Source organism: [Clostridium] symbiosum ATCC 14940 (genome assembly GCF_000466485.1).
GTDB classification, from domain to species: domain Bacteria; phylum Bacillota; class Clostridia; order Lachnospirales; family Lachnospiraceae; genus Otoolea; species Otoolea symbiosa.
Genome location: NZ_KE992959.1, coordinates 1 through 20,377, shown reverse-complemented (window position 1 = coordinate 20,377; position 20,377 = coordinate 1). Strand labels below are relative to the sequence as shown.

Sequence of the window (20,377 nt, the reverse complement as noted above, 5' to 3'; positions counted from 1 at the left end):
GCAGTTGTGGTACAAACGGCTGCACCTTACAATATGGAGATGTACCCAAGTGGCTGAAGGGTCCGCACTCGAAATGCGGTAGGTCGGGTAACCGGCGCGAGGGTTCAAATCCCTCCATCTCCGTCTAAGGAAAAAGCTGCATTCCCGCCTGTGATTCAAGGCGGGGAATGCAGCTTTTTTAAATATACCGCAGTGGTTTTAATTGTCTCCCTCCGCCACGATTTCTTCCAATACCCGGATTAAATCGAAAACTGTTTCCAGGCGGACGTTGCGCTCCAGGATACAGTTTTTTAAATCGATGGACAGAGACTCAAATTTGTCCCGGACTGCCGGGGATACATAGGATGCCATATTATCACCTCGGTATTAGGGTGGCGCTGAGCCGGGATTTTATACGTTTTCTATTTTTTATTATTTTCCAAGCATCTTCTTCAAATCTTCCTCCGGCGTTCCGGTCGGTGAAATCTGGAACTGTTCCACCAGATATCCCAGTACATTCTCCGAGAGGAATGCCGGGAGAGTCGGACCAAGATAAATATTCTTGATTCCGAGATGGAGCAGTGACAGCAGGATGCAGACGGCTTTCTGTTCATACCAGGACAGCACCAGGGTCAGCGGAAGGTCATTTACGCTGCAGCCGAACGCTTCAGCCAGCGCGGAAGCCACACGGATGGCGCTGTATGCATCGTTGCACTGTCCCATATCCATCAGGCGGGGCAGGCCGGAGACTGTGCCAAGGTCCAGGTCATTGAACCTGTATTTGCCGCAGGCGAGTGTGAGGATGATGCTGTCATCGGGAGCCAGTTTTACAAATTCCGTGTAGTAATTTCTTCCGGGCCGTGCGCCGTCGCAGCCTCCGACCAGGAAGAAATGGCTGACGGCTCCGGTTTTTACCGCGTCAACGACTTGATCTGCGGCCGAGAGAACGGTTCCGTGGCCAAAACCGGTTGTCACTTCTTTTCCGCCGTTGATTCCGGTGAATTCCCTGCCCTCCGGGTAGCCGCCGAGTTCCAGCGCCTTTTCGATAACAGGGGTAAAATCCTTATCTTCGTCAATATGGACGAGGCCGGGCCAGGCTACCACTTCTGTCGTGAATACGCGGTCGGAGTAGCTTTCCTTAACCGGCATCAGGCAGTTGGTAGTGAACAGAACGGGAGCCGGGATACCGGCAAATTCTTTCTGCTGGTTCTGCCATGCGGTTCCGAAATTCCCTTTCAAATGCGGATGTTTTTTTAGAAGAGGATATGCGTGGGCCGGGAGCATTTCCCCATGGGTATAAATATTGATGCCTTTTCCTTCCGTCTGTTCGAGAAGGAGCTTTAAGTTATATAAATCATGGCCGCTGATGACAATGAACGGGCCTTTTTCCACTGTGAGCGGGACTGTGGTGGGAATCGGGGTGCCGAATGTTTCAGTATTGGCCCGGTCAAGTAATTCCATACAGCGTAAATTGACCTCGCCTGTTTCCAGCACGATGGGAAGCAGTTCCTCCATTCCCCAGTCTTCTCCGATAGAAAACAGCGCTTTTAAGAAAAAGCGGTTTACAGTCTCATCACTGTATCCGAGAACCATGGCGTGGTAGGCATAGGCCGCCATTCCGCGGATCCCGAAAAGAATCAGTGATTTTAAGGAGCGGATGTCCTCGTCCCCGTACCACAGTCCGGCCATGCCGTAATCATTATTTTGGCCGCAGGGGGCGCCGCAGCCCCGGCAGCCCGGAACAATGGCGGCTTTTTCTTCCTGTACCCGGCGTATCATCTCCCTGATGGAATCGCCGTCAAAACTTACATTGGTAACAGTGGTAAAGAGTCCTTCCAGAATAATGCGGCTGGTCCTGCCTGTGACAGGTACGTCCCGGCAGGCACGGGCCAGGCCGATTAGGGCTCCTGTCAGTTCATCCTGAAGTGCGGATACGGAAGAGGTCTTACCGCAGACTCCGGCGTTTCCGGTACATCCGCTGCAGCCGGCAGTCTGCTCACATTGGAAACAAAACATTTTATTTTTATCATTCATTATTTTTCGTCCTTTTCATATGGGAATACGGCAACGAGTAACATCTCTAATCCAGAATCCGTCCGTCTGTGGAAATTGTGACAATCTGCCAGGGAATAAATTTCCCGCTGGCTAACAGCGCATTTTTTGCTGCATGTTCGATTCCGCCACAGCAGGGAACTTCCATGCGGACAACGGTTACACTTTTGATATCGTTGTTTTTAATAATTTCCGTCAGTTTCTCAGAGTAGTCCACGGAGTCCAGCTTCGGACAGCCGATCAGGGTGATTTTTCCCTTGATGAATTCGCTGTGGAAATTGGCGTAAGCGTAGGCGGTACAGTCTGCTGCAATCAGAAGTTTGGCGCCGTTAAAATAAGGAGCCTTTACCGGGACAAGTTTAATCTGTACCGGCCATTGGGACAACTGGCTTGTCAAAACGGCAGAGCAGCCCTTCCGGTCCTCGTCCGGCGCCGTTTCGGCATTGCTTCTATCGGCCGACGGTTCCGCCTTCATCGAAGGCCGGGGAATTGCGCGGCTCTGTGAGCCGGGACAGCCGCAGGGAAGAGGAGTTTCTGAATGACCGGCCGTGTGTACCGGACCGGCAGCCCCCATTTCTTTTGCAGCTTTTGCTTTGACTGCCGCTTCATCGTAAGCGGCCGCCTCCCTCTCCTCAAAAGTAATAGCGCCCGTAGGACAGGCGGGGAGGCAGTCACCGAGTCCGTCACAGTAGTCGTCCCGCAAAAGCTTTGCCTTTCCGTCTACCATGCCGATGGCGCCTTCATGACAGGCGGCGGCGCAGATACCGCAGCCGTTACATTTCTCTTCGTTAATTTTAATAATTCTTCTTATCATCTATTTCTCCTCTCTTTCTTTGCCGTTTCAATTCGCGTCCGGTTTGTAACAGTTCAGACAGGTTCGTGCAGTAACAATCATTATATTTCTCTTGAACTTGTGACTACAGTATATTAAAATTGAGACAATATGTCTGTTGTAATTACAACGAAAAGGAGATAAAAATGAAAAAGTTTCATTTTACCGATACCAGTCTTTTTTGGGGATTTTCGGAGGAAGAGGCGGAAAGTGTCCTGAAATGCCTTTCCGCCGTTAATAAAACGTATAAGAAGGATGAGTACATCTTCCGCATGGGAGATACCATAACGTCTGTCGGTATGGTGCTTACCGGCTCCGTTCAGGTGATACGGGAAGATTACTGGGGGAACCGGCAGATTATCGCCGTGATGGGAGAAGGACAGCTTTTTGGTGAGAGCTATGCCTGCGCAGGCGGGGAACCCCTTATGGTCAGTGTGATGGCCGAAGAGAATACGGAAGTATTGTTTCTGGAGGTGGGGCGTCTCTTGACGGTCTGTTCCATGGCATGCCGGTTCCATTCCAGGGTGATACAGAACCTGCTGAAGGTCATAGCGGGAAGAAACCTGACTCTGACGACTAAGATTGACCATATGAGCAAAAAAACGATACGGGAAAAGGTGCTGTCTTATCTTTCTTACCAGGCTGAGAAACAGGGAAAGAACCGGTTTGAAATTCCGTTTAACCGTCAGCAGCTTGCAGACTATCTGGCGGTGGATCGCAGCGCGCTGTCCGCAGAACTGTCGAAAATGCAGAAGGAGAAACTGATTTCCTACGACAGGAATCATTTCATTTTACCGTAAAGAACAGAATGGTTACTTTTCACACGGGAATGTCCCGCGTGGAACACAACCGTGTGAACAATAAAGAAAAACAGATCCACGCGATTCTTATAATCGTAAGAAAGTTGTAATGCCGTATAAATTGACATTATCGAATATCGATAATATAATGATATTATAAAATATCGATATTCGATAATAATCGATAATAAAAGAGAGAGGAGGCGCTGTTTATGGCGAGAGAGCAGTTCCAGAGCCTGACGGAACAGATGTATTATATTCTGCTGGCACTGCTGGAACCAAGATGCGGCGTCGATATATCGCAGAAGGCCATGGAAATATCCAGGGGGAGAATGCAGATCGGGCCGGGTACCTTATACACGCTGCTGGCAAAGTTTGAGAAAGAAGATATGATTAAAGAGGCAGGGGTCGAAGGCAGAAGGAAATATTATCAGATAACAGATCACGGGCTGGCCATGCTCCGGGAGGAATACCGGCGTCTGGAAACACTGGTGGAAGAAGGCCGGGAATATATGAGGGGAGGCGCACTGTAGTGGGAGGAAGGACTTACAGGTATTATAACTTTAGGGAATATGAAGGCGGAGCTTTTTCAAGATATCTCGAGGAGATGGCAGGGAAAGGCTGGTATATTGACGGCTATGTGTTTGACAGCGTCTGGCGTTTCAGAAAAGGTAAGCCGTCAAAGCGGCGTTATAATGCGGTTTTGATGCCGGGAAGCAGCAGCGTTGATATAGATGAAAGCGGCGATACGAAAATGTTCCGCGATTTTTGTACCGAGGCGGGCTGGATTCTGGAATACGGAGGAATCGTCTGGCAGATTTTTTATACCGAGGATGAGAGTCTGTTGCCGATTGAAACGGATCCCGTCTCAAAACTCGAAATTATCGGGGATATTATGATGCAGCCAGCCCTGATCGCAATCGACTTTATTGCCGCAATTCTTCTGATAGCGTTAGCGGCGGCTGTGTGGTTTGCTTCGGGAATGACATTTAAATCGGCGGATCAGGGCGTTGCCTGCGCGCTGCTCCTTCTGTGGTCCTGTATTTTTATTGGAGGGAGAATCAGTATGATATGCTGGTATAACAAAGCGGTTCATGCAGCGGAAAGCGGTGCGTCGTTGAACAGCAGCACACTGGGGCAGATTAAAATCAGAAGCAGCCTGAAAATGATGGCATTTGCCGCGACGGTTCTGGCGGCAGCAGGGATTCTGCCTCTGATGAAAACAATGTGCTGGCTCGTCATATTCAGAGGGATGTGCCGGGAGGCGTTCAGATACAGAAAAGAGAATGCCGGGGTAAACGGCGCCGACAAGCTCAGGGTGAGAATTATCCTGGCCGTAATCATCTTATTTTTCGGTTACTTCTTATGTTTTGATATGAAATATATTTTCAGTGTCTTTATGAAATAGGCATATATGGATGGAAGGGGGAAGCCGTTTATGGTAAAAATACGGTATAAATTTATTACATTCCGGGAATACGAGACGGAGGCGTTTGCCGAATACCTGGAATATAAGGCGGCTAAGGGATGGTTTTTAACAAATATCCACCAGAACGGAATCCTGAGATTTGAAAAGGGGGAGCCGAAAAAACTGAATTTTTGTGTGGCTGTTCTTCCCGGCAGTTCGGGGCTGGACAGCGCGGACAACTGGAACGCCCGGCAGTTCCGTGAGTATTGTGAGGAGGCGGGCTGGAAACTCCAGTATGGAGGGACACTGTGGCAGATCTTTTATACGGAGGACGAAGCTTTGGTTCCTATCGAGACCGACCCGGAGATTCGGCTGGAGAACCAGAGAAGAATTACATTTTCCTGGGGAAAGGTGCTGGGACAGCTGTTTACAATCGGATTATGGCTGTGGATGCTGTCTTCGTTCATAAAGGAGCCGGGAATCAGATTCTCATCGTATGAAAATATAATACTGATTGGTTTTTACGCCATACTGATTCTGATTATGACCGGACGGCTGGCCGGGCCGGCTTTATGGTTCTGGAAAGCAGAGAGAAGTCTCAGAAAAACAGATAAATTTCCTGTTACTACCTGGAATCAGGTAAGGTTCAGAAATATAGCGGGAGGAATCATAATTATTATAATGCTTGCATTTGTGATCTGCTCAGGAGGAAAATCAAGGGCTATCCCAATCACACTGCTGTTGATTCTGTTTATAATGTTTGCTTTATACTGTGGCAAAATACTGGAGATGGTGAGGGAGACGGAAAATGCCACAAAAACGGGAAAAGCCATGATTTATATCGTTGCAACCGTTATCGTCGGTACTGTGGCGCTGGTATTTTTCACTATGCAGATTGTCATGCTCTTTCCCGATAAGGATACGGAAGAACGCAGGTACGATCGGATCGCCGAATTCCCGTCTTCGTTCGAAGAACTGGGCGGTTACACGTTCGAGGAGGGATGGAGCGAAAAAAGCCAGCAGACTCTGCTGTGCTTTTACCAGAGAGAAAGCGGCGTCATGCGGGATGATGCGGGAACAGTACAAAATCTCACAATGGAGTATTTCAAAAGTCCTCTGCCCTGGATCATTCAATCTACTAAAAAAACATACCCCGTATACAGGGGGAATGTTTGGGATGTGCAGATAAAGGAAAGCTGGATCGAAGGCGGAACGTCGGTTGTAAGATACCACTACCGGTGGATTGGTACCGCTAAGCTTACGGAGGAGGATCCTGATTATAATTATATCAGTGAGTGGCCGGACCGGGAGCGTGATTTATACGTTATTTCAAATGAAAAGGAACTTCTGGCCCTTGATTATTCAACCGTGACAGAGCGCGATGTCATAGAGCCGGCTGTGAAGGCTATGGCGGATTAACACTCCGCCAGCTCTTTACTTTCAGCCTCCTTTGTAATATAATGACTTAAATTGGCTTTTTCTGCCCTGCAAAAGAACGGAGGAAATCAGATGGAATTTGCAAAGAGGATGGACCGCTTCGGGGAAGGTGTTTTTACGATGCTGGCCCAGATGAAACATAGGAGGCTGGAGGAGGGAAAAGAGATTGTGGATTTGAGTATCGGCGCGCCGAATATTCCTCCTGCCCCCCATATCCTGAAGGTTCTGAGCGAAGAATGTCTGGTGCCTGAGAATTATATTTACGCTATCAGTGATCAGAAGGAACTTTTAAATGCGGTATCCCGGTGGTACAAAAACCGTTACAGTGTGGAGCTTGACCCGGAGACGGAAATCTGTTCTCTTCTGGGCTCCCAGGAGGGCCTGGCCCATATTGCCCTGTCGATTGTGGACGAGGGCGACAGGGTACTGGTTCCGGATCCCTGCTATCCGATATTTGCGGACGGCCCGTCTCTGGCAGGCGCGTCCCTGTACTATATGCCGCAGAAAAAAGAGAATCATTACGTTATAAATCTGAGCGAGATTCCCGAGGAAGTGGCGATGGAGGCCAGACTGATGATTGTCTCCTATCCGAACAACCCGACCACGGCTGTGGCGCCTGACAGCTTCTACCGCGAATTGATCGCTTTTGCTAAAAAATATAATATAATCGTGCTTCATGATAACGCATACAGCGAGCTTGTCTTTGACGGAAAGAGCTGCGGAAGTTTTCTGCGCTTTCCGGGGGCCAGGGAAGTGGGGGTGGAATTTAACTCCCTTTCCAAGACATACGGGCTGGCCGGTGCGAGAGTGGGCTTTTGCATCGGGAACCGGGAGGTAGTCGGCCGTCTTAAAACGTTAAAATCAAATATGGACTACGGTTTGTTTCTGCCGATCCAAAAGGCGGCGGCAGCGGCAGTCACAGGCGATCAGAGCTGTGTGGCAGTGACCAGGGCAGCCTACGAAAAACGGCGTGATCTGCTCTGTGAAGGGCTGGCGGAGATCGGATGGAAGATTGATAAACCGGAAGCAACAATGTTTGTCTGGGCTAAAGTACCCGGACATTTTGATACCTCTCTCGAATTCGTAAAGGAGTTATTTGAGCAGACAGGGGTTCTCGTGACCCCCGGAAGCGCTTTCGGCCCTTCGGGAGAAGGATATGTCAGGATGGCTCTGGTCCAGGATGAGGAGGCAATCCACCGGGCGGTAAAGGCTATAAAATCGAGTAAAATATTAGATATCGGACAGGAGCATTAAAGCCGTGTATAAGAAAACAATATGGCATGTGGTACTGGCGGCCTATGTGGTATTTATCTTCTCAAATTCCCTTACACCGGCGGATCTTTCTTCTGAGGAAAGTGGATTTGTCATGCGTCTGGTACATCAGGCGATTGGTGCGGCCGGACTTTCGGCCCCATGGCTGACAGAACGCGTTATCAGGAAGTGCGCCCATTTTTCAGAATATACGCTTCTTGGCATTCTGCTGTTCCAGAGCATGAGAAATCTGGACTGCGGCGCAGCTTTCAGAAGACAGCTCCATATGCTGCTTATATTTTTTATCCCGTTTGTGGACGAGACATTACAGCTTTTCACAGAAGGACGATCCGGTCAGATCAGCGATGTATGGCTGGATATGAGCGGAGCCGTGACAGGTACAATTCTTTATGCCTGTATTTGTTTCCTGATATCAGGGAAAGCTGAAAAGAGAGGGAAAAATAAAGCGGGGGTTCAGAATAAGTGGAAGAAAAGAACATAAGAATTTTATTACAGTACGACGGAACCCGTTATGACGGGTGGCAGAAGCAGGGCAACACACAGCAGACGGTTCAGGGAAAGCTGGAGGCTGTTCTTTCGCGTCTGGCAGGCGGGCCGGTGGAGGTTCATGGCTCCGGCCGGACGGATGCAGGTGTCCATGCACTGGGTCAGGTGGCTAATTTTCATCTTCCTCTGTCTGCTTTTTGCGGCAGTCAAACAGAAGCTGCCGATATGATCCGAATTAAAAACTATCTGAATGAATATCTTCCGGAAGACATCAGGGTGCTGGCCGCAGAGGAGGCCCGGCCCCGGTTTCACAGCCGTCTGAATGCCCTGTCTAAGACCTATATATACAGGATAGAAACAGCGGACAAAAATGATGTGTTTGAGAGGAAATACAGGTACGGACTTGGCAAAGAGCCTGATTTGGAAATAATGAAAAGGGCCGCGTCAATTCTCGTCGGAACCCATGATTTCAGAGCGTTTTCCTCACTCAAAAAGACAAAGAAATCGACGGTGAGAACAATCAGCCGAATTGATATACGCAGGGACGGCACGCAGCTTGAAATCCTGCTGGAGGGAAATGGGTTCCTCTACAATATGGTGCGTATTATAGTTGGAACTCTGGTGGAAGCCGGGCTCCTCGAACGGAGCGTGCAGTCCGTTAAAGAGGCTTTGGAAAGCCTTGACAGGAGTCTGGCGGGAAAGACAGCGCCTGCAAAGGGGCTGTTTCTTTCCGCTGTTGCATATGAAGAAAAAATTTTCCAAAGTGTGCAATAAGAAACGGCTCCTTTGCATTAAATTAATAGAAAGGAAATTTAGTCCATGTTTTTGATGGGGATATTTACAACCCTGGAAGAGGCGGTCGCTTATGATAAATTAAGTGATGAGAAACTGCTTTTACGAGTTGCCCAGGGCGACAAAGAGGCATTTCAAAGACTCTATCAGAATACGGATAAAACCATATACGGCTTTATTCTGTCGATTCTGCGAAACCCGCAGGATGCAGAAGAGATCATGCAGGAGACCTATCTGAAAATCTGGACTTCTGCTGCGGGCTATAAATCTCAGGGGAAACCGCTGGCCTGGATGTTTACCATTGCCAGAAACCTCTGCTATATGAAGTTCCGGGATCAGAAAAGGGAAGCCGATATTGGTCTTTCTGACCTCTCAGAAGGAGAATTGGGAGAGTTCTGTCCGCAGATAGAAGATGCTGCCGACAAAATGGTGCTTAAAGCAGCGCTCCATATCCTGAACGAAGAGGAACGGCAGATTGTGCTGTTACATACAACAGCAGGCATGAAACACAGGGAGATTGCAGCGGATCTGGAGATGCCGCTGGCAACTGTGCTGTCCAAATACAATCGTGCCATGAAGAAATTACAGAAACATCTGAGAGAGGAGGGAGAACATTGACCGATCACTCAGACTTACAATGGAATAATGATGAGATAGCGAAACATCTGAAATCGGCAGTGGATACCCTGACTCCCGATATATTAGATAAAATCGATCTGACAACACCTCAGGAAATCCATATCGGACCGTCAAAGGTGACGAGGATATACCGGAGGATGCGCACAGCGGTAACCGTAGCTGCGGCATGCCTGTGCGTAGCCGTTTTGGGTACGGGAGTAGCCATATATCAGAACGGAAGAGTTGAATCGGTTATTGGAATCGATGTCAATCCCAGTATCGAGCTTTCAGTGAACCGTAATGATAAGGTACTGAAGGCGGAGCCGCTGAACAGCGATGCCGAAGAGATCCTGGACAACATGGATTTGGAACATGTGGATGTGGACATCGCGGTAAATGCACTCATCGGATCCATGGTACGTCATGGTTATTTAAGTGATTTGGACAACGCCATACTTGTAACGGTAGCCAATGATGACCGGCAGAAGGCTTCCGAACTGCGCCAGAATGTCGTGGTTGATATTGAGGCATCATTGGAGGAACACAAGGTACAGGCTGTTGTCTATGATCAGCAGGCCCCTGTCACAGGCGAAGTCAGGGAGCTGGCGCAGAAATATGGAATTTCTTATGGTAAGGCATACTTTCTGCAGGAATTAATTGATGAAAATGATCTCGGCGAAGAGGACATGGAAGCATTCGCCGGAATGACGATGGAGCAGATAGCAAAAGAAATCACCGACCGCGCTTATACGGTGCGCAGGGAGGATGACGGGGAACCGGCTGGGGAAGACACCCTGGGACCAAGCAGCTCCGGACGCGAGAGCAGTACCGCTTCCCGAGCGGAGACAACAGAAGAATCCACACAGGAAAGTTCGTCTGAGCTGCCGCCATCGGAGACAGCTCCAACTCCGCCGCCTACTGAGCCTCATACGACCGCGCCCGCGACATCAACGGAAGCGGGGGAGGAGCCGCAGGAAGGCCAGTCGGGCAAAAAAGCCAAGATCGATTATGTGGATTTTGAAGACGGAAAACTGAATGTCGTATTTAAAGGCAAGGTGAAATGGAAGAACCCGACTGTTTCAGTAAAGGATGAAAACGGCGGAAGCTATTCGGCCATGATCACCGACACCAGTTCCGATTCCTGTGAGATTTCGATAAAAGGCCTGGAGGGCGGTGCCGATTATGAATTTATTCTGGCCGGCGTGGCTCCGAGAGACGGTGGCTCCTATGCAAGCATTAAGGGATACTTCGATACGCCGGATATTGCCGATGAGGTGACGGAAGGCGATGAAGAGGAAACGGAGGAGACGAAGGAGAGCCAGAAACCGGAAGAAACTGCAGCTCCGGCAGAATCCTCCGGCATACCTGAGACGCTTCCGGCAACTGAACCGGAGAATACCAGCCTGCCGGCAGGGGAACAGACCGTCCCTCCGGCCCAAAGTGAAGCGGCCGCCGGATAGTATTAGAACGAATTCCACATTTTGTTTAAAAAATTACAAAAAATGCTAAAAAAGCCTTGACGAAATCCATCAATATGATATAATAGATTCCGCAGCCGACATAAAACAGACTGCGGAATCTTAATAAAGATTGGGCCATCGCCAAATGGTAAGGCAACGGACTCTGACTCCGTCATTTTCAAGGTTCGAATCCTTGTGGCCCAGCTGCTGAAAAGAGAAACCCCATATCGCGTAAAAGCGGTACGGGGTTTCTCTTTTTTATTGATGACGGTGACCTGTGTGCGCGAGTGCCGTAAGACTCCTAACTCCGGGAAAGTCCGTACTGCCAAACCGGCGGCACGGACTTTCCCGGAAATCAGTTTTGAGCGTGTTTGAAAATTACTTTCCTCCGGAGTTTTTTCTCCGGGAGAAAAAGCCTGTCTTTTCTTTTGCCGGTGGATTCAAACGCTTTTTTGCCGGGGATTCTGCCGGAGTTTTTTTCAGAGAGGTGACGGGTTTTTCCGTCGGAGCTTTTTTCTGCGGATTAACAAGTTTCCCGGCCGGAGTTTTTGACTGGGTATTCGCCCGTTTTTTTGTCTGACTGCCGCTTTGGGCTTTTGTCTGTGATTTTACGGAACTCTTTGCCGTAACTCTTGAAGGGCGCGGCTTCGTCTCTTTCGGAGGAACGGCAAATACTGCCATAGGATAAGGATGTGTATCCACGACAGGAATCGCTTTACCGGTAAGTTTTTCTATATCCTTGACATATGCCTTCTCTTCAATGTCGCTGAAGGAAATAGCCCGTCCGCCCAGCCCGGCCCGTCCGGTTCTTCCGATGCGGTGGACATATGTCTCAGGAATATTGGGAAGATCAAAGTTAATGACACAGGAGAGTTCTTCGATATCGATGCCCCTGGCTGCGATATCCGTAGCCACCAGGACCTGAATCTCGCCCGATTTAAAATGGCTCAGGGCCGTTTGTCTGGCTCCCTGGGATTTATCTCCGTGAATAGCGGCGGCGCTTATCCTGTTTTTTACTAAAAATTTAGCGACACGGTCGGCGCCGTGTTTTGTCCGGGTGAAGACAAGAGTGGATGTGATGTCCTCATGATTCAGGAGATATACCAGCAGAGAGCGCTTATTCTCTTTATCCACATAATACAGGGAAGCATCGATGATATCTACGGTTGATGAGACAGGGGTGACCTCTACTCTGGCCGGATTATGGAGAAGCTTATCTGTCAGCGCCTGGATTTCCGCGGGCATGGTTGCTGAGAAAAGCAAGGTCTGTTTTCTGACCGGCAGCAATGAGATAATTTTTCTTACATCATGGATAAATCCCATATCCAGCATACGGTCTGCTTCATCCAGAACAAAAATTTCCACATGAGCCAAATCAACGAAACCCTGTCCGACTAAATCATTAAGCCGGCCCGGTGTGGCAACCAGTATGTCTATACCGCGGCGCAGCTCTTCAATCTGGGGATTTGCGGAAACTCCGCCGAAGATGACGGCACATCTGACGGAGGTGCGGGAGCCGTACTCCTTAAAATTCTCGGCAATCTGCAGGGCGAGTTCCCTGGTAGGTGTAAGAATCAGGGAGCGTATTACCCTTTTTGAATATTTTTTTTCGGACGGCTTCATCAGATTTTGTATAATGGGAAGCGCAAATGCGGCTGTTTTTCCGGTGCCGGTCTGGGCACAGCCCAGCACGTCCCGGCCGGCCAGCACATGGGGAATGGCCTTTTCCTGAATAGGGGAAGGGCTTACATAGCCTTTTTCTTCCAGCGCTTTTAATAGCAGGGGGGATAATTGCAAATCTTTAAAATTCATATAATGGTATTTTCCTTCGCTTCTATGACTAATCAATTGTGAACTCCTTATATTATCACAGAACGGTGATAATTACCAGAGCGAGTTTTTGAAACGGCAAAAAACGCCGTTTCGCGCCGCACAACTCGGGATTTTCGCAAAAAACAGCGAAAACACTTCGCGGAATACATCATGGCTGAACTTTTACCCTGCTCACTCCGCGCACAGGTCACTGCCTTCAATTAATTACAGTTTTTAAGGTAAGACACAAAATCACGGACCGCTTTTTCCGGCGTTGCCCAGGAAGTGACAAAACGGATAGCCATATCTCCGTTATCGAATACACGCTCCGTCTCAAATGTATATTCCTTCGCCAGAGTTTCCGCCAGTTTTGCGCTGACAATAGGAAATATCTGGTTGGAGGCAGTGTCGGAGAGGAAGGAAAAACCGCAGTCTTTGAAACCGGCTCTGAGAATGCCGGCCATCTCGTTGGCATGCTGCCCGAGCTCATAGTAAAGTCCGTCGGTGAAGAGCGTCTCAAATTGCAGCCCCAGGAGCCATCCCTTAGCCAGCATCGCGCCTCTCTGCTTTAAATGGTAACGGAAGTGGGATTTCAGCTCCGGATTCACGATTACCAGCGCCTCACCGAACAGCGCTCCGTTCTTCGTGCCGCCGATATAGAACAGATCTGTAAGCGCGGCCAAATCCTCCAGCGTGATATCATTAGCGGCATTCGTCAGCGCCGAGGCCAGTCTGGCGCCGTCCAGGAACAGATAGAGATGGTTCAGGCGGCACAAATGGCTCAGCTCTTCCAGTTCCTGTTTTGTATACTGTGTTCCCAGCTCAGTTGTGTTAGATAGGTAGACTAATTTAGGATGTACGGTAAACTCCGCATTGTGCTGCCGGATGAGCTTAGAAACTTCGGCGGCGTGGATTTTTCCGTCGGCCGACGGTATGGTGAGAATCTTATGTCCGGTAGCTTCCACGGCTCCCGTTTCGTGGCAGTTGATATGGCCGGTTTCGGCGGAGATCACAGCCTCATGAGGGCGTAAGGCCCTTGCAATTGCCAGCAGGTTGGTCTGAGTGCCGCCGGGAATAAAGTGGACATCAATATCCTCCCGTCCGCACTCTTTCCGAATCAGTCCGGCAGCTCTTTCACAGTGTCCGTCTTTTCCGTATCCCGGATTTTGTTCCAGGTTTGTATTCATCATTGCTTCCAAAATGCGCGGATGCGCACCTTCGCTGTAATCGTTGGCAAAACTGTACATGTTGTTCCTCCTTGTTCTTTCATACATTTATTTTATTTTGAGCGATTGAGGGGAGGTTGTCAAGTAGTTTAGCCACGCAGGTGGGGACGCTGCCGGTATGGCCAGGTCAAAAAAGTATAAAAAACAGAAGATAAAATTGAATTTACTCCCCCGGATGTAATTGTTAAAATCATTATAGAAAATACATAAAAGATTTTAAAATCTCAACCAAAAATTATGCATAATTATCAGTAACCGTTCGGCCGGAAGTATGGATCAATATAACTGTTCGGCCGGATATATGTTTCAGCCATGAAAAGGAGAAGGAGCGATACGATGAAGAGAATGAAGGAAATGAGAACATGGAAGAGAACGGCCGGATGCTTTTTAGCGGCAGTCATGACAGCGGGACTGCTTATGGGATGCAGTACGCAGGGCGGCGGGGCGGCCCAGGCAGAGACGAATCAGGAAGCGGCCGGGGGTGATACAAAGGCAGCTGCCGGGGAGGCTGTCACGGAGGCGGTGAAGGCGGCCGGGGATAAGAGTGAGAAGATTACAATCGGATGGGCGATGGCATATTTTGACCATCCGGTCTATCAGCTTCTGATGCAGGGGGCGCAGGAGATAGCAGACGGTTTGGATGGCTGTGAACTGATTTTTGCAGATGGAAAGAATGACGCGACGACACAGGCTTCACAAATTGATACGTTCATCGCCCAGAATGTGGATGCCATCATTCTGACGGCGGCCGTATCGGATCCGATGCTTCCGTCCATTAAGAAGATTAATGATGCGGGCATTCCTCTGATTATTGTGGATCGCAGGATTTTAAAACAGGGCCAGGATGTTACCTGGGAATGTTATGTCACCTGGGATATGGTGCTTTCCGGAACACAGGGGGCAGAGCAGACGATAGAGGCGCTGGGCGGAGCAGGTAATGCGAAGGGTAAAGTCGTTGTGGTAGAGGGAACGGCGGGAGCCGGATCCACCATTGACCGCGGCGGCGCTTATTATTCCAAGCTGGAGGAAGAGCCAAGCATTGAAGTCATCTATAAGGTAGACGGTGATTTTGACCGGACCAAAGGAATGGAAGTGACGGAGACAATTCTTCAGAGATACCCGAATGAAGGCGATTTTCAGGCGATTTATTATATGAACGATGAGATGGCGCTGGGAGGACTGCAGGCTGTCGAGGCTGCCGGACGCATGGGCGAATTTCAGATCATCAGTGTGGACGGTGAGAAGGAAGCGCTGGATGCGGTCCGGGCTGGAAAAATCAATTACGAGGTTATGTTTAAACCGGACGAGCAGGCGGTAGCCGTAGAAGTGGCATATAAATTGGCGAAAGGTGAGAGTGTAGATTACAGTAATATCCAGTATAAGGGAACGCCGATCGAAGTAACGGAGACAGATGACGGTTTTACCTGGCTGCGCCCCACCTGCTACAAGATTGACAGTACGAACTGCAACGAACCGGAGTTTCAGGGGTGGTAAGGAGGAAACTTATGAGTACCGATACGATTGAACAAGAACCTTTACATTATCAGATGTGCCAGAAGCCGGAGCGGACCGAGCGGATAGACCGGCTCTATGAATATGTGGGGGCCTCCCGGGTCGGCATGTGTATGGAGCGCGGAAGGATCATAACGAAGGTATATCAGGAGAACCGTGCGCTTTTGCCTATACAGCTGAGGGCGGTTTCCCTGAAGGAAATACTGAATCATATGTCGCTCTATATCCTTCCGGGCAGCCTCTTAGCGGGAAACCAGGCAAGCAGGCCTAACTATGCCCCGCTGTTTCCCGAATATGCGGTGGACTTCCTGGAGGAAGAATTTATCGGCGGATCGCCTTATTATCCGGACGAGAGACCGGCGGACCGGATCGAATACCGCCGATCGGATATGCCGGAGCTGGAGGAGATAATCCGGTTCTGGAAGGGAAATACCCATAAGGACCGTCTCTATGCGAATCTGCCGGCGGAAGCGATATCGGCGCAGGATGACGTGGGAGCCGTCAATATCGTGAATTTCATGCATGGCGGCTGCGGTCATCTGACGCCTCCATGGCCATGGCTTTTTACACATGGACTGAAGGAGGTTATCAGGCTTTGTGATCAGCATATGGCAGAACTGGAAATGTGGACTGTGGAGGGAATCGAAAAGCACCGCTTTTATCTGGCGGCTAAGACTGTATGCCAGGCGATGATAGATTACGCCCACCGCTACCGGGATCTGGCGGCGGAGCTGGCTGAACAAGAGCCGGACGCTAAACGGGCAGAGGAACTCAGGGAGCTGTCAAGGATCTGCGGAAAGGTGCCGGAGCATCCGGCGGATACCTTTCATGAGGCGCTGCAGTTTATGACCTTTGTCCAGTTTGGCATCCAGATAGAGGATAATGCCCAGGGTATCAGCCCGGGAAGATTTGATCAGGTGATGATTCCGTACTACCGAAAGGACGTGGAGGAGGGAAGACTCACCAGAGAATCCGCAGTGGAGCTGATCCAGAATTTCTTTGTACTCTTATCCACCGTGGAGCGGATGCGTTCCTGGGATGATACGGCGTATTTCAGAGGAAAACCGATTTTCCAGAATCTGACGACCGGCGGGATCGATCCGGAGACCGGAGAAGACGCTACCAATGAGCTGTCTTACATCATTATGGACTGCATCGCTAACACCAGGACTCTGCAGCCGTCCCATTATGTAAGATGGCATAAGAAGACACCGGAGGAATTTAAGCTTAAGATTGCAGAGACAATACGTCTCGGGACCGGGTTTCCGGCCGTGGCGAATGATGAATTGTATATACCGGCCATGATGAACCGGGGATACAGCAGAAAAGACGCGTCGGATTACTGCATTGTCGGCTGTGCCGAGCCAGGCGTGGCAGGCCTTCGCGGGGGGCGGACCGGCGCCGCATGGTTCTGTCTTGCCAAGATTCTGGAAGTCAGCCTGTATAACGGGAAGGATCCGGCGAGCGGTGTGACACTGCATGAGAATCAGAATGGAAAGGATCTGGAGAGCTTCGAGAGTTTCGAAGAGGTCTGGGATGCGTTTCAGGACCAGATGCGTTATTATGCCGGGATCCATGCGGTGATGGATAACACGACGGACCGGTTGTGGGAAGAATATATGGAGGAACCGCTTACCTCTGTGATGGGATGCACCCTCACTGTTTTAGAGCGGGGCAAATCGATCAAGAGGGGCGGAGCCAAATATGATTTTACCGGTAATGAGACAATCGGCACCGCCAATACGGGCAACAGCCTTTACGCTATTAAGAAGCTTGTGTTCGACGATAAGATGATTACCGGAAAACAGTTAAAGCATGCTCTGCTGACTAATTTCGAAGATTTGACGACGAACCCGACAGGACCGCAGATTCAGCAGATGTGCCTTCACGTTCCCAAATATGGAAATGATGTGGAGGAGGTGGACAAAATCGTCAGCCGCGTGCTTGAGTCTGTGTGTGAGGAACTTCCGAAATACAAGAATACCAGGTACGGAAGGGGACCCATCGGAGGAATATTCCAGGCGTCTACGACCACTGTTTCATCCAACACGCCTTTCGGGCTCCTGACTGGCGCGCTGCCGGACGGAAGACCGGGCGGGATGTCCTTGTCAGACGGACAGTCGCCGATGAGAGGTACCGATACGAAGGGGCCGACCGCCGCAGTGCGATCCGTATCCAGATGCAATAACCTGATTTTATCGGAGGGTTCGCTTTATAATCTAAAACTGCTTCCCCAGGATTTGTCAGAAGACGCGGGGCTGAACCGGCTGGTAAATTTAAGTGATTATTATTTTTCACTGGGAGGAATGCAGATGCAGTTCAATGTAGTCAGCCGCGAGACGCTTCTAAGGGCGCAGCAGGACCCAGCCAAATACCAGAATCTGATTGTGAGGGTGGCCGGATACTCCGCTTACTTTGTAAACCTGGAAAAGAAAGTGCAGCAGGATATCATTGAGCGGACGGAAGAACGGCTGTAATGATCGAATAAATTATAAACATGTTCTGACGCGGCGTCCCTTAAGTTCCGGCTAAAGGGACGCCGTATTACATTAGTCCGCGCCTGATGAGGGAGGCGGCTTTGGGAGGAAAAGTATGACAGATGAAAAGAAAAAGGGAGTCATTTTTGATATACAGAGATGGAGCCTTCATGATGGGCCGGGTATCCGGACCAATGTGTTTTTTAAAGGATGTCCCCTGTCCTGTCAGTGGTGCAGCAACCCTGAATCACAGGAGTTCTGCCGGGAACCGGCTTTATTCGGCGATAAATGTATTCACTGCTTAAGCTGTGTGGAACACTGCCCTCACGGCGCCATACATACGTCGGATCCATGGATCAGGCTGGATTATGAGATATGCCGAGGACGGTGCAGCAGAGGAGCAGAGCAGGAGAACGCTTTTTGCTGTACGAAGGCATGTTATGCACAGGCGCTCACGGTTATGGGAGAGGTTATGACGGCAGACATGGTTCTGGAGGAAGTGATGAGAGACGAGGGGATCTACAGAAGCAGCGGGGGAGGCGTCACCATGACGGGCGGGGAACCTCTGGCTCAGCCTGAATTTCTGCTGGAGCTTCTGACGGCGGCGAAAGAACGGGGACTCCATACGGTGATGGAGAGCAGCATGTTCGCAGAGTGGGACAAGATTCAGGCATGCCTTCCCTATTTGGATGTTCTGTTCATGGATATGAAGCTGCTGCCGGAGGAAAAGCATGTCAAATATACAGGGGTCAGCAATCAGATTATTCTGGATAATATCAGGCGGGCTGCAGCGTATGCCCGGACCCATCGCCTTGAACTGGCGGTCCGTACGCCCGTCATCCCTGGAATCAATGATACCTCCGGAGATATTGCGGCGATGGCAGACTGGATAAAGAAACATCTGCCGGGAGTGGAACGGTACGAGCTCCTTCCCTATCACCGGCTGGGAAGAGGGAAATACCGGAATATAGGAAGAGAATACCAATTGGGAGATATCGTGCCGCCGTCGAAGGAAAAGATGAAGGAGCTGGAGGCCGTGGTATCAAAATTGGGCTTAAGGAGGGAATAGCGAATGGAAGACAACAGTTATCTGCGGATGGTGAATATCAGTAAATCATTTCCGGGCGTGAAGGCGCTTTCGCAGGTGAATTTAGAGGTGAAAAGAGGAGAAATCCACGCTCTTTTAGGAGAAAACGGTGCCGGTAAATCCACACTGCTGAAAATCCTGTCGGGAGCTTACGTGAAGGATGAAGGAGACATCTACATAGACGGAAAAAAGGTGGAGTCCATGACCCCAAGGCTGGCAGAACAACTGGGCATCTCCATCATCTATCAGGAATTCAGCAGCCTCCCCCATCTGAGTGTGGCTGAGAATATATTCCTGGGGCGTCAGCCCACGAAAAAGGGCGGGGTGATTAACTGGAAAAAATGCCGTGAAGACAGTATGTTTCTTTTGAAGAGAGTCGGACTCGACATCGATCCGGGCATTCCGGTCTCTTCCCTGTCAGTGGCGCAGCAGCAGATGGTGGAGATTGCGAAGGCCCTCTCCAGGGAGGCGCGGATTATCGTGATGGATGAGCCCACGGCTCCGCTGACTCAGAAGGAGATCGACAATCTGTTTGCCGTAATCAGGGAGCTCAAGCGACAGCAGGTAGCCGTAATCTATGTATCGCACCGACTGGCTGAGATCAAAGAAATCTGCGACTGTATCACAGTACTGCGGGACGGCTGTTATGTAGGCAAGGCTTTGGTAAAGGATGTAGAAATTAAGGACATGATCCGGCTGATGGTCGGACGGGAATTAAAGGACATGTACCCCAAATCCAAAGCCGATATCGGAGAACCGGTATTGGAGGTGGAACATCTTTCAACGAAGGACAGACTGCAGGATATCAGCCTTAAGGTACATCGGGGAGAAATTCTAGGAATTGCCGGTCTGGTTGGAGCGGGGCGTACAGAATTTGTCCGGGCCGTGTTCGGAGCCGATCCGCGCACTTCGGGTACGATTAAAATCGACGGCCGTCAGGCGGATATCCGCTGTCCGGGAGATGCGATTGCACGGAAGATCAGTCTGGTTCCGGAGGACAGAAAGAAGCAGGGGCTTGTCCTGATGATGAATATTAAGGAAAATACTACTCTTGCCAGCCTTAAAAAAATGACAAAATGGGGCAGGCTGAACTTAAGGAAGCCTGCTAATAAAAAGTCAAGCACTTT

Annotated in this window: 18 protein-coding genes and 2 tRNA genes; 15 read left to right on the top strand and 5 right to left on the bottom strand. The window is 49.9% G+C overall.

Translation table 11 applies throughout. The features are described from left to right. The first annotated feature begins 35 nt into the window (after nucleotides 1–35). Nucleotides 36–123: transfer RNA gene (locus CLOSYM_RS14975), tRNA-Ser, on the top strand. Nucleotides 124–198: 75 nt separating this feature from the next. On the opposite strand, the gene CLOSYM_RS23060 is transcribed toward CLOSYM_RS14975, so the two are convergent. Genes CLOSYM_RS23060 through CLOSYM_RS14960 form a run of 3 tightly spaced genes read right to left on the bottom strand, consistent with a single transcriptional unit; the run spans nucleotide 199 to nucleotide 2,845 of the window. Further along, a complete protein-coding gene (locus CLOSYM_RS23060; protein ID WP_003501740.1) occupies nucleotides 199–351 on the bottom strand; it encodes a hypothetical protein in 153 nt (50 codons plus the stop codon). Between the two features lie 60 nt (nucleotides 352–411). Further along, nucleotides 412–2,013, bottom strand: coding sequence for a hydroxylamine reductase (gene hcp / locus CLOSYM_RS14965; RefSeq protein ID WP_021642747.1), 1,602 nt, complete (start codon nucleotides 2,011–2,013; stop codon nucleotides 412–414). 46 nt (nucleotides 2,014–2,059) lie between these two features. Next, complete coding sequence (locus CLOSYM_RS14960; RefSeq protein WP_009295769.1) at nucleotides 2,060–2,845, bottom strand: ATP-binding protein; 786 nt, start codon at nucleotides 2,843–2,845, stop codon at nucleotides 2,060–2,062. A gap of 164 nt (nucleotides 2,846–3,009) precedes the next feature. Here CLOSYM_RS14960 and CLOSYM_RS14955 point away from each other — a divergent pair, with 164 nt between their 5' ends. The 10 genes from CLOSYM_RS14955 (at nucleotide 3,010) to CLOSYM_RS14905 (ending at nucleotide 11,340) form a co-directional block, all read left to right on the top strand. After that, a complete protein-coding gene (locus tag CLOSYM_RS14955) occupies nucleotides 3,010–3,663 on the top strand; it encodes a Crp/Fnr family transcriptional regulator (protein WP_009295770.1) in 654 nt (217 codons plus the stop codon). Between the two features lie 212 nt (nucleotides 3,664–3,875). After that, nucleotides 3,876–4,196 carry a PadR family transcriptional regulator gene (locus CLOSYM_RS14950; protein WP_003501750.1) on the top strand — a complete coding sequence of 107 codons (321 nt, stop codon included), beginning with the start codon at nucleotides 3,876–3,878 and terminating at the stop codon, nucleotides 4,194–4,196. After that, nucleotides 4,196–5,071, top strand: coding sequence for a DUF2812 domain-containing protein (locus CLOSYM_RS22515; protein ID WP_021642745.1), 876 nt, complete (start codon nucleotides 4,196–4,198; stop codon nucleotides 5,069–5,071). Before CLOSYM_RS14950 ends, CLOSYM_RS22515 begins: the two co-directional genes overlap by 1 nt. Before the next feature lie 30 nt (nucleotides 5,072–5,101). Then, the gene (locus CLOSYM_RS23485) at nucleotides 5,102–6,490 is read left to right on the top strand and encodes a DUF2812 domain-containing protein (protein WP_242828685.1); all 1,389 of its coding nucleotides are present in this window, start codon (nucleotides 5,102–5,104) and stop codon (nucleotides 6,488–6,490) included. A 90-nt stretch (nucleotides 6,491–6,580) separates the two neighbouring features. Next, the gene (locus CLOSYM_RS14930; RefSeq protein ID WP_044902500.1) at nucleotides 6,581–7,762 is read left to right on the top strand and encodes an aminotransferase class I/II-fold pyridoxal phosphate-dependent enzyme; all 1,182 of its coding nucleotides are present in this window, start codon (nucleotides 6,581–6,583) and stop codon (nucleotides 7,760–7,762) included. 4 nt (nucleotides 7,763–7,766) lie between these two features. Further along, on the top strand, nucleotides 7,767–8,261 hold the full coding sequence (locus CLOSYM_RS14925) for a VanZ family protein (protein WP_021642742.1): 495 nt from the start codon (nucleotides 7,767–7,769) through the stop codon (nucleotides 8,259–8,261). Then, entirely contained in the window at nucleotides 8,243–9,040 is a 798-nt protein-coding gene (gene truA / locus CLOSYM_RS14920; RefSeq protein WP_021642741.1) for a tRNA pseudouridine(38-40) synthase TruA, read from the top strand. The genes CLOSYM_RS14925 and truA overlap by 19 nt, the downstream gene beginning before the upstream one ends. A 45-nt stretch (nucleotides 9,041–9,085) precedes the next feature. Further along, nucleotides 9,086–9,676 (top strand): RNA polymerase sigma factor, encoded by a 591-nt coding sequence (locus tag CLOSYM_RS14915; protein ID WP_003501764.1) that lies wholly within the window; start codon nucleotides 9,086–9,088, stop codon nucleotides 9,674–9,676. Further along, nucleotides 9,673–11,136 carry an anti-sigma-I factor RsgI family protein gene (locus CLOSYM_RS14910; protein WP_021642740.1) on the top strand — a complete coding sequence of 488 codons (1,464 nt, stop codon included), beginning with the start codon at nucleotides 9,673–9,675 and terminating at the stop codon, nucleotides 11,134–11,136. Before CLOSYM_RS14915 ends, CLOSYM_RS14910 begins: the two co-directional genes overlap by 4 nt. A gap of 131 nt (nucleotides 11,137–11,267) precedes the next feature. After that, nucleotides 11,268–11,340: transfer RNA gene (locus tag CLOSYM_RS14905), tRNA-Gln, on the top strand. 174 nt (nucleotides 11,341–11,514) lie between these two features. On the opposite strand, the gene CLOSYM_RS14900 is transcribed toward CLOSYM_RS14905, so the two are convergent. Together CLOSYM_RS14900 and CLOSYM_RS14895 are read right to left on the bottom strand one after the other, a co-directional pair. Further along, nucleotides 11,515–12,984, bottom strand: coding sequence for a DEAD/DEAH box helicase (locus tag CLOSYM_RS14900; RefSeq protein ID WP_330362911.1), 1,470 nt, complete (start codon nucleotides 12,982–12,984; stop codon nucleotides 11,515–11,517). Nucleotides 12,985–13,169: 185 nt separating this feature from the next. Next, entirely contained in the window at nucleotides 13,170–14,195 is a 1,026-nt protein-coding gene (locus tag CLOSYM_RS14895) for a threonine aldolase family protein (protein WP_044902498.1), read from the bottom strand. 315 nt (nucleotides 14,196–14,510) lie between these two features. Between CLOSYM_RS14895 and CLOSYM_RS14890 the strand changes: the two genes are divergently transcribed. From CLOSYM_RS14890 to CLOSYM_RS14875, 4 genes are all read left to right on the top strand, one after another. Next, nucleotides 14,511–15,668, top strand: a complete 1,158-nt coding sequence (locus CLOSYM_RS14890; protein ID WP_044902496.1) for a substrate-binding domain-containing protein — start codon at nucleotides 14,511–14,513, stop codon at nucleotides 15,666–15,668. A gap of 11 nt (nucleotides 15,669–15,679) precedes the next feature. Beyond that, the gene (locus CLOSYM_RS14885) at nucleotides 15,680–18,163 is read left to right on the top strand and encodes a glycyl radical protein (RefSeq protein WP_021642736.1); all 2,484 of its coding nucleotides are present in this window, start codon (nucleotides 15,680–15,682) and stop codon (nucleotides 18,161–18,163) included. 115 nt (nucleotides 18,164–18,278) lie between these two features. Further along, on the top strand, nucleotides 18,279–19,232 hold the full coding sequence (locus CLOSYM_RS14880) for a glycyl-radical enzyme activating protein (protein WP_021642735.1): 954 nt from the start codon (nucleotides 18,279–18,281) through the stop codon (nucleotides 19,230–19,232). Between the two features lie 3 nt (nucleotides 19,233–19,235). Then, nucleotides 19,236–20,377, top strand: a 1,142-nt coding sequence (locus CLOSYM_RS14875; RefSeq protein WP_021642734.1) for a sugar ABC transporter ATP-binding protein, incomplete at its 3' end; no start/stop codon positions are given.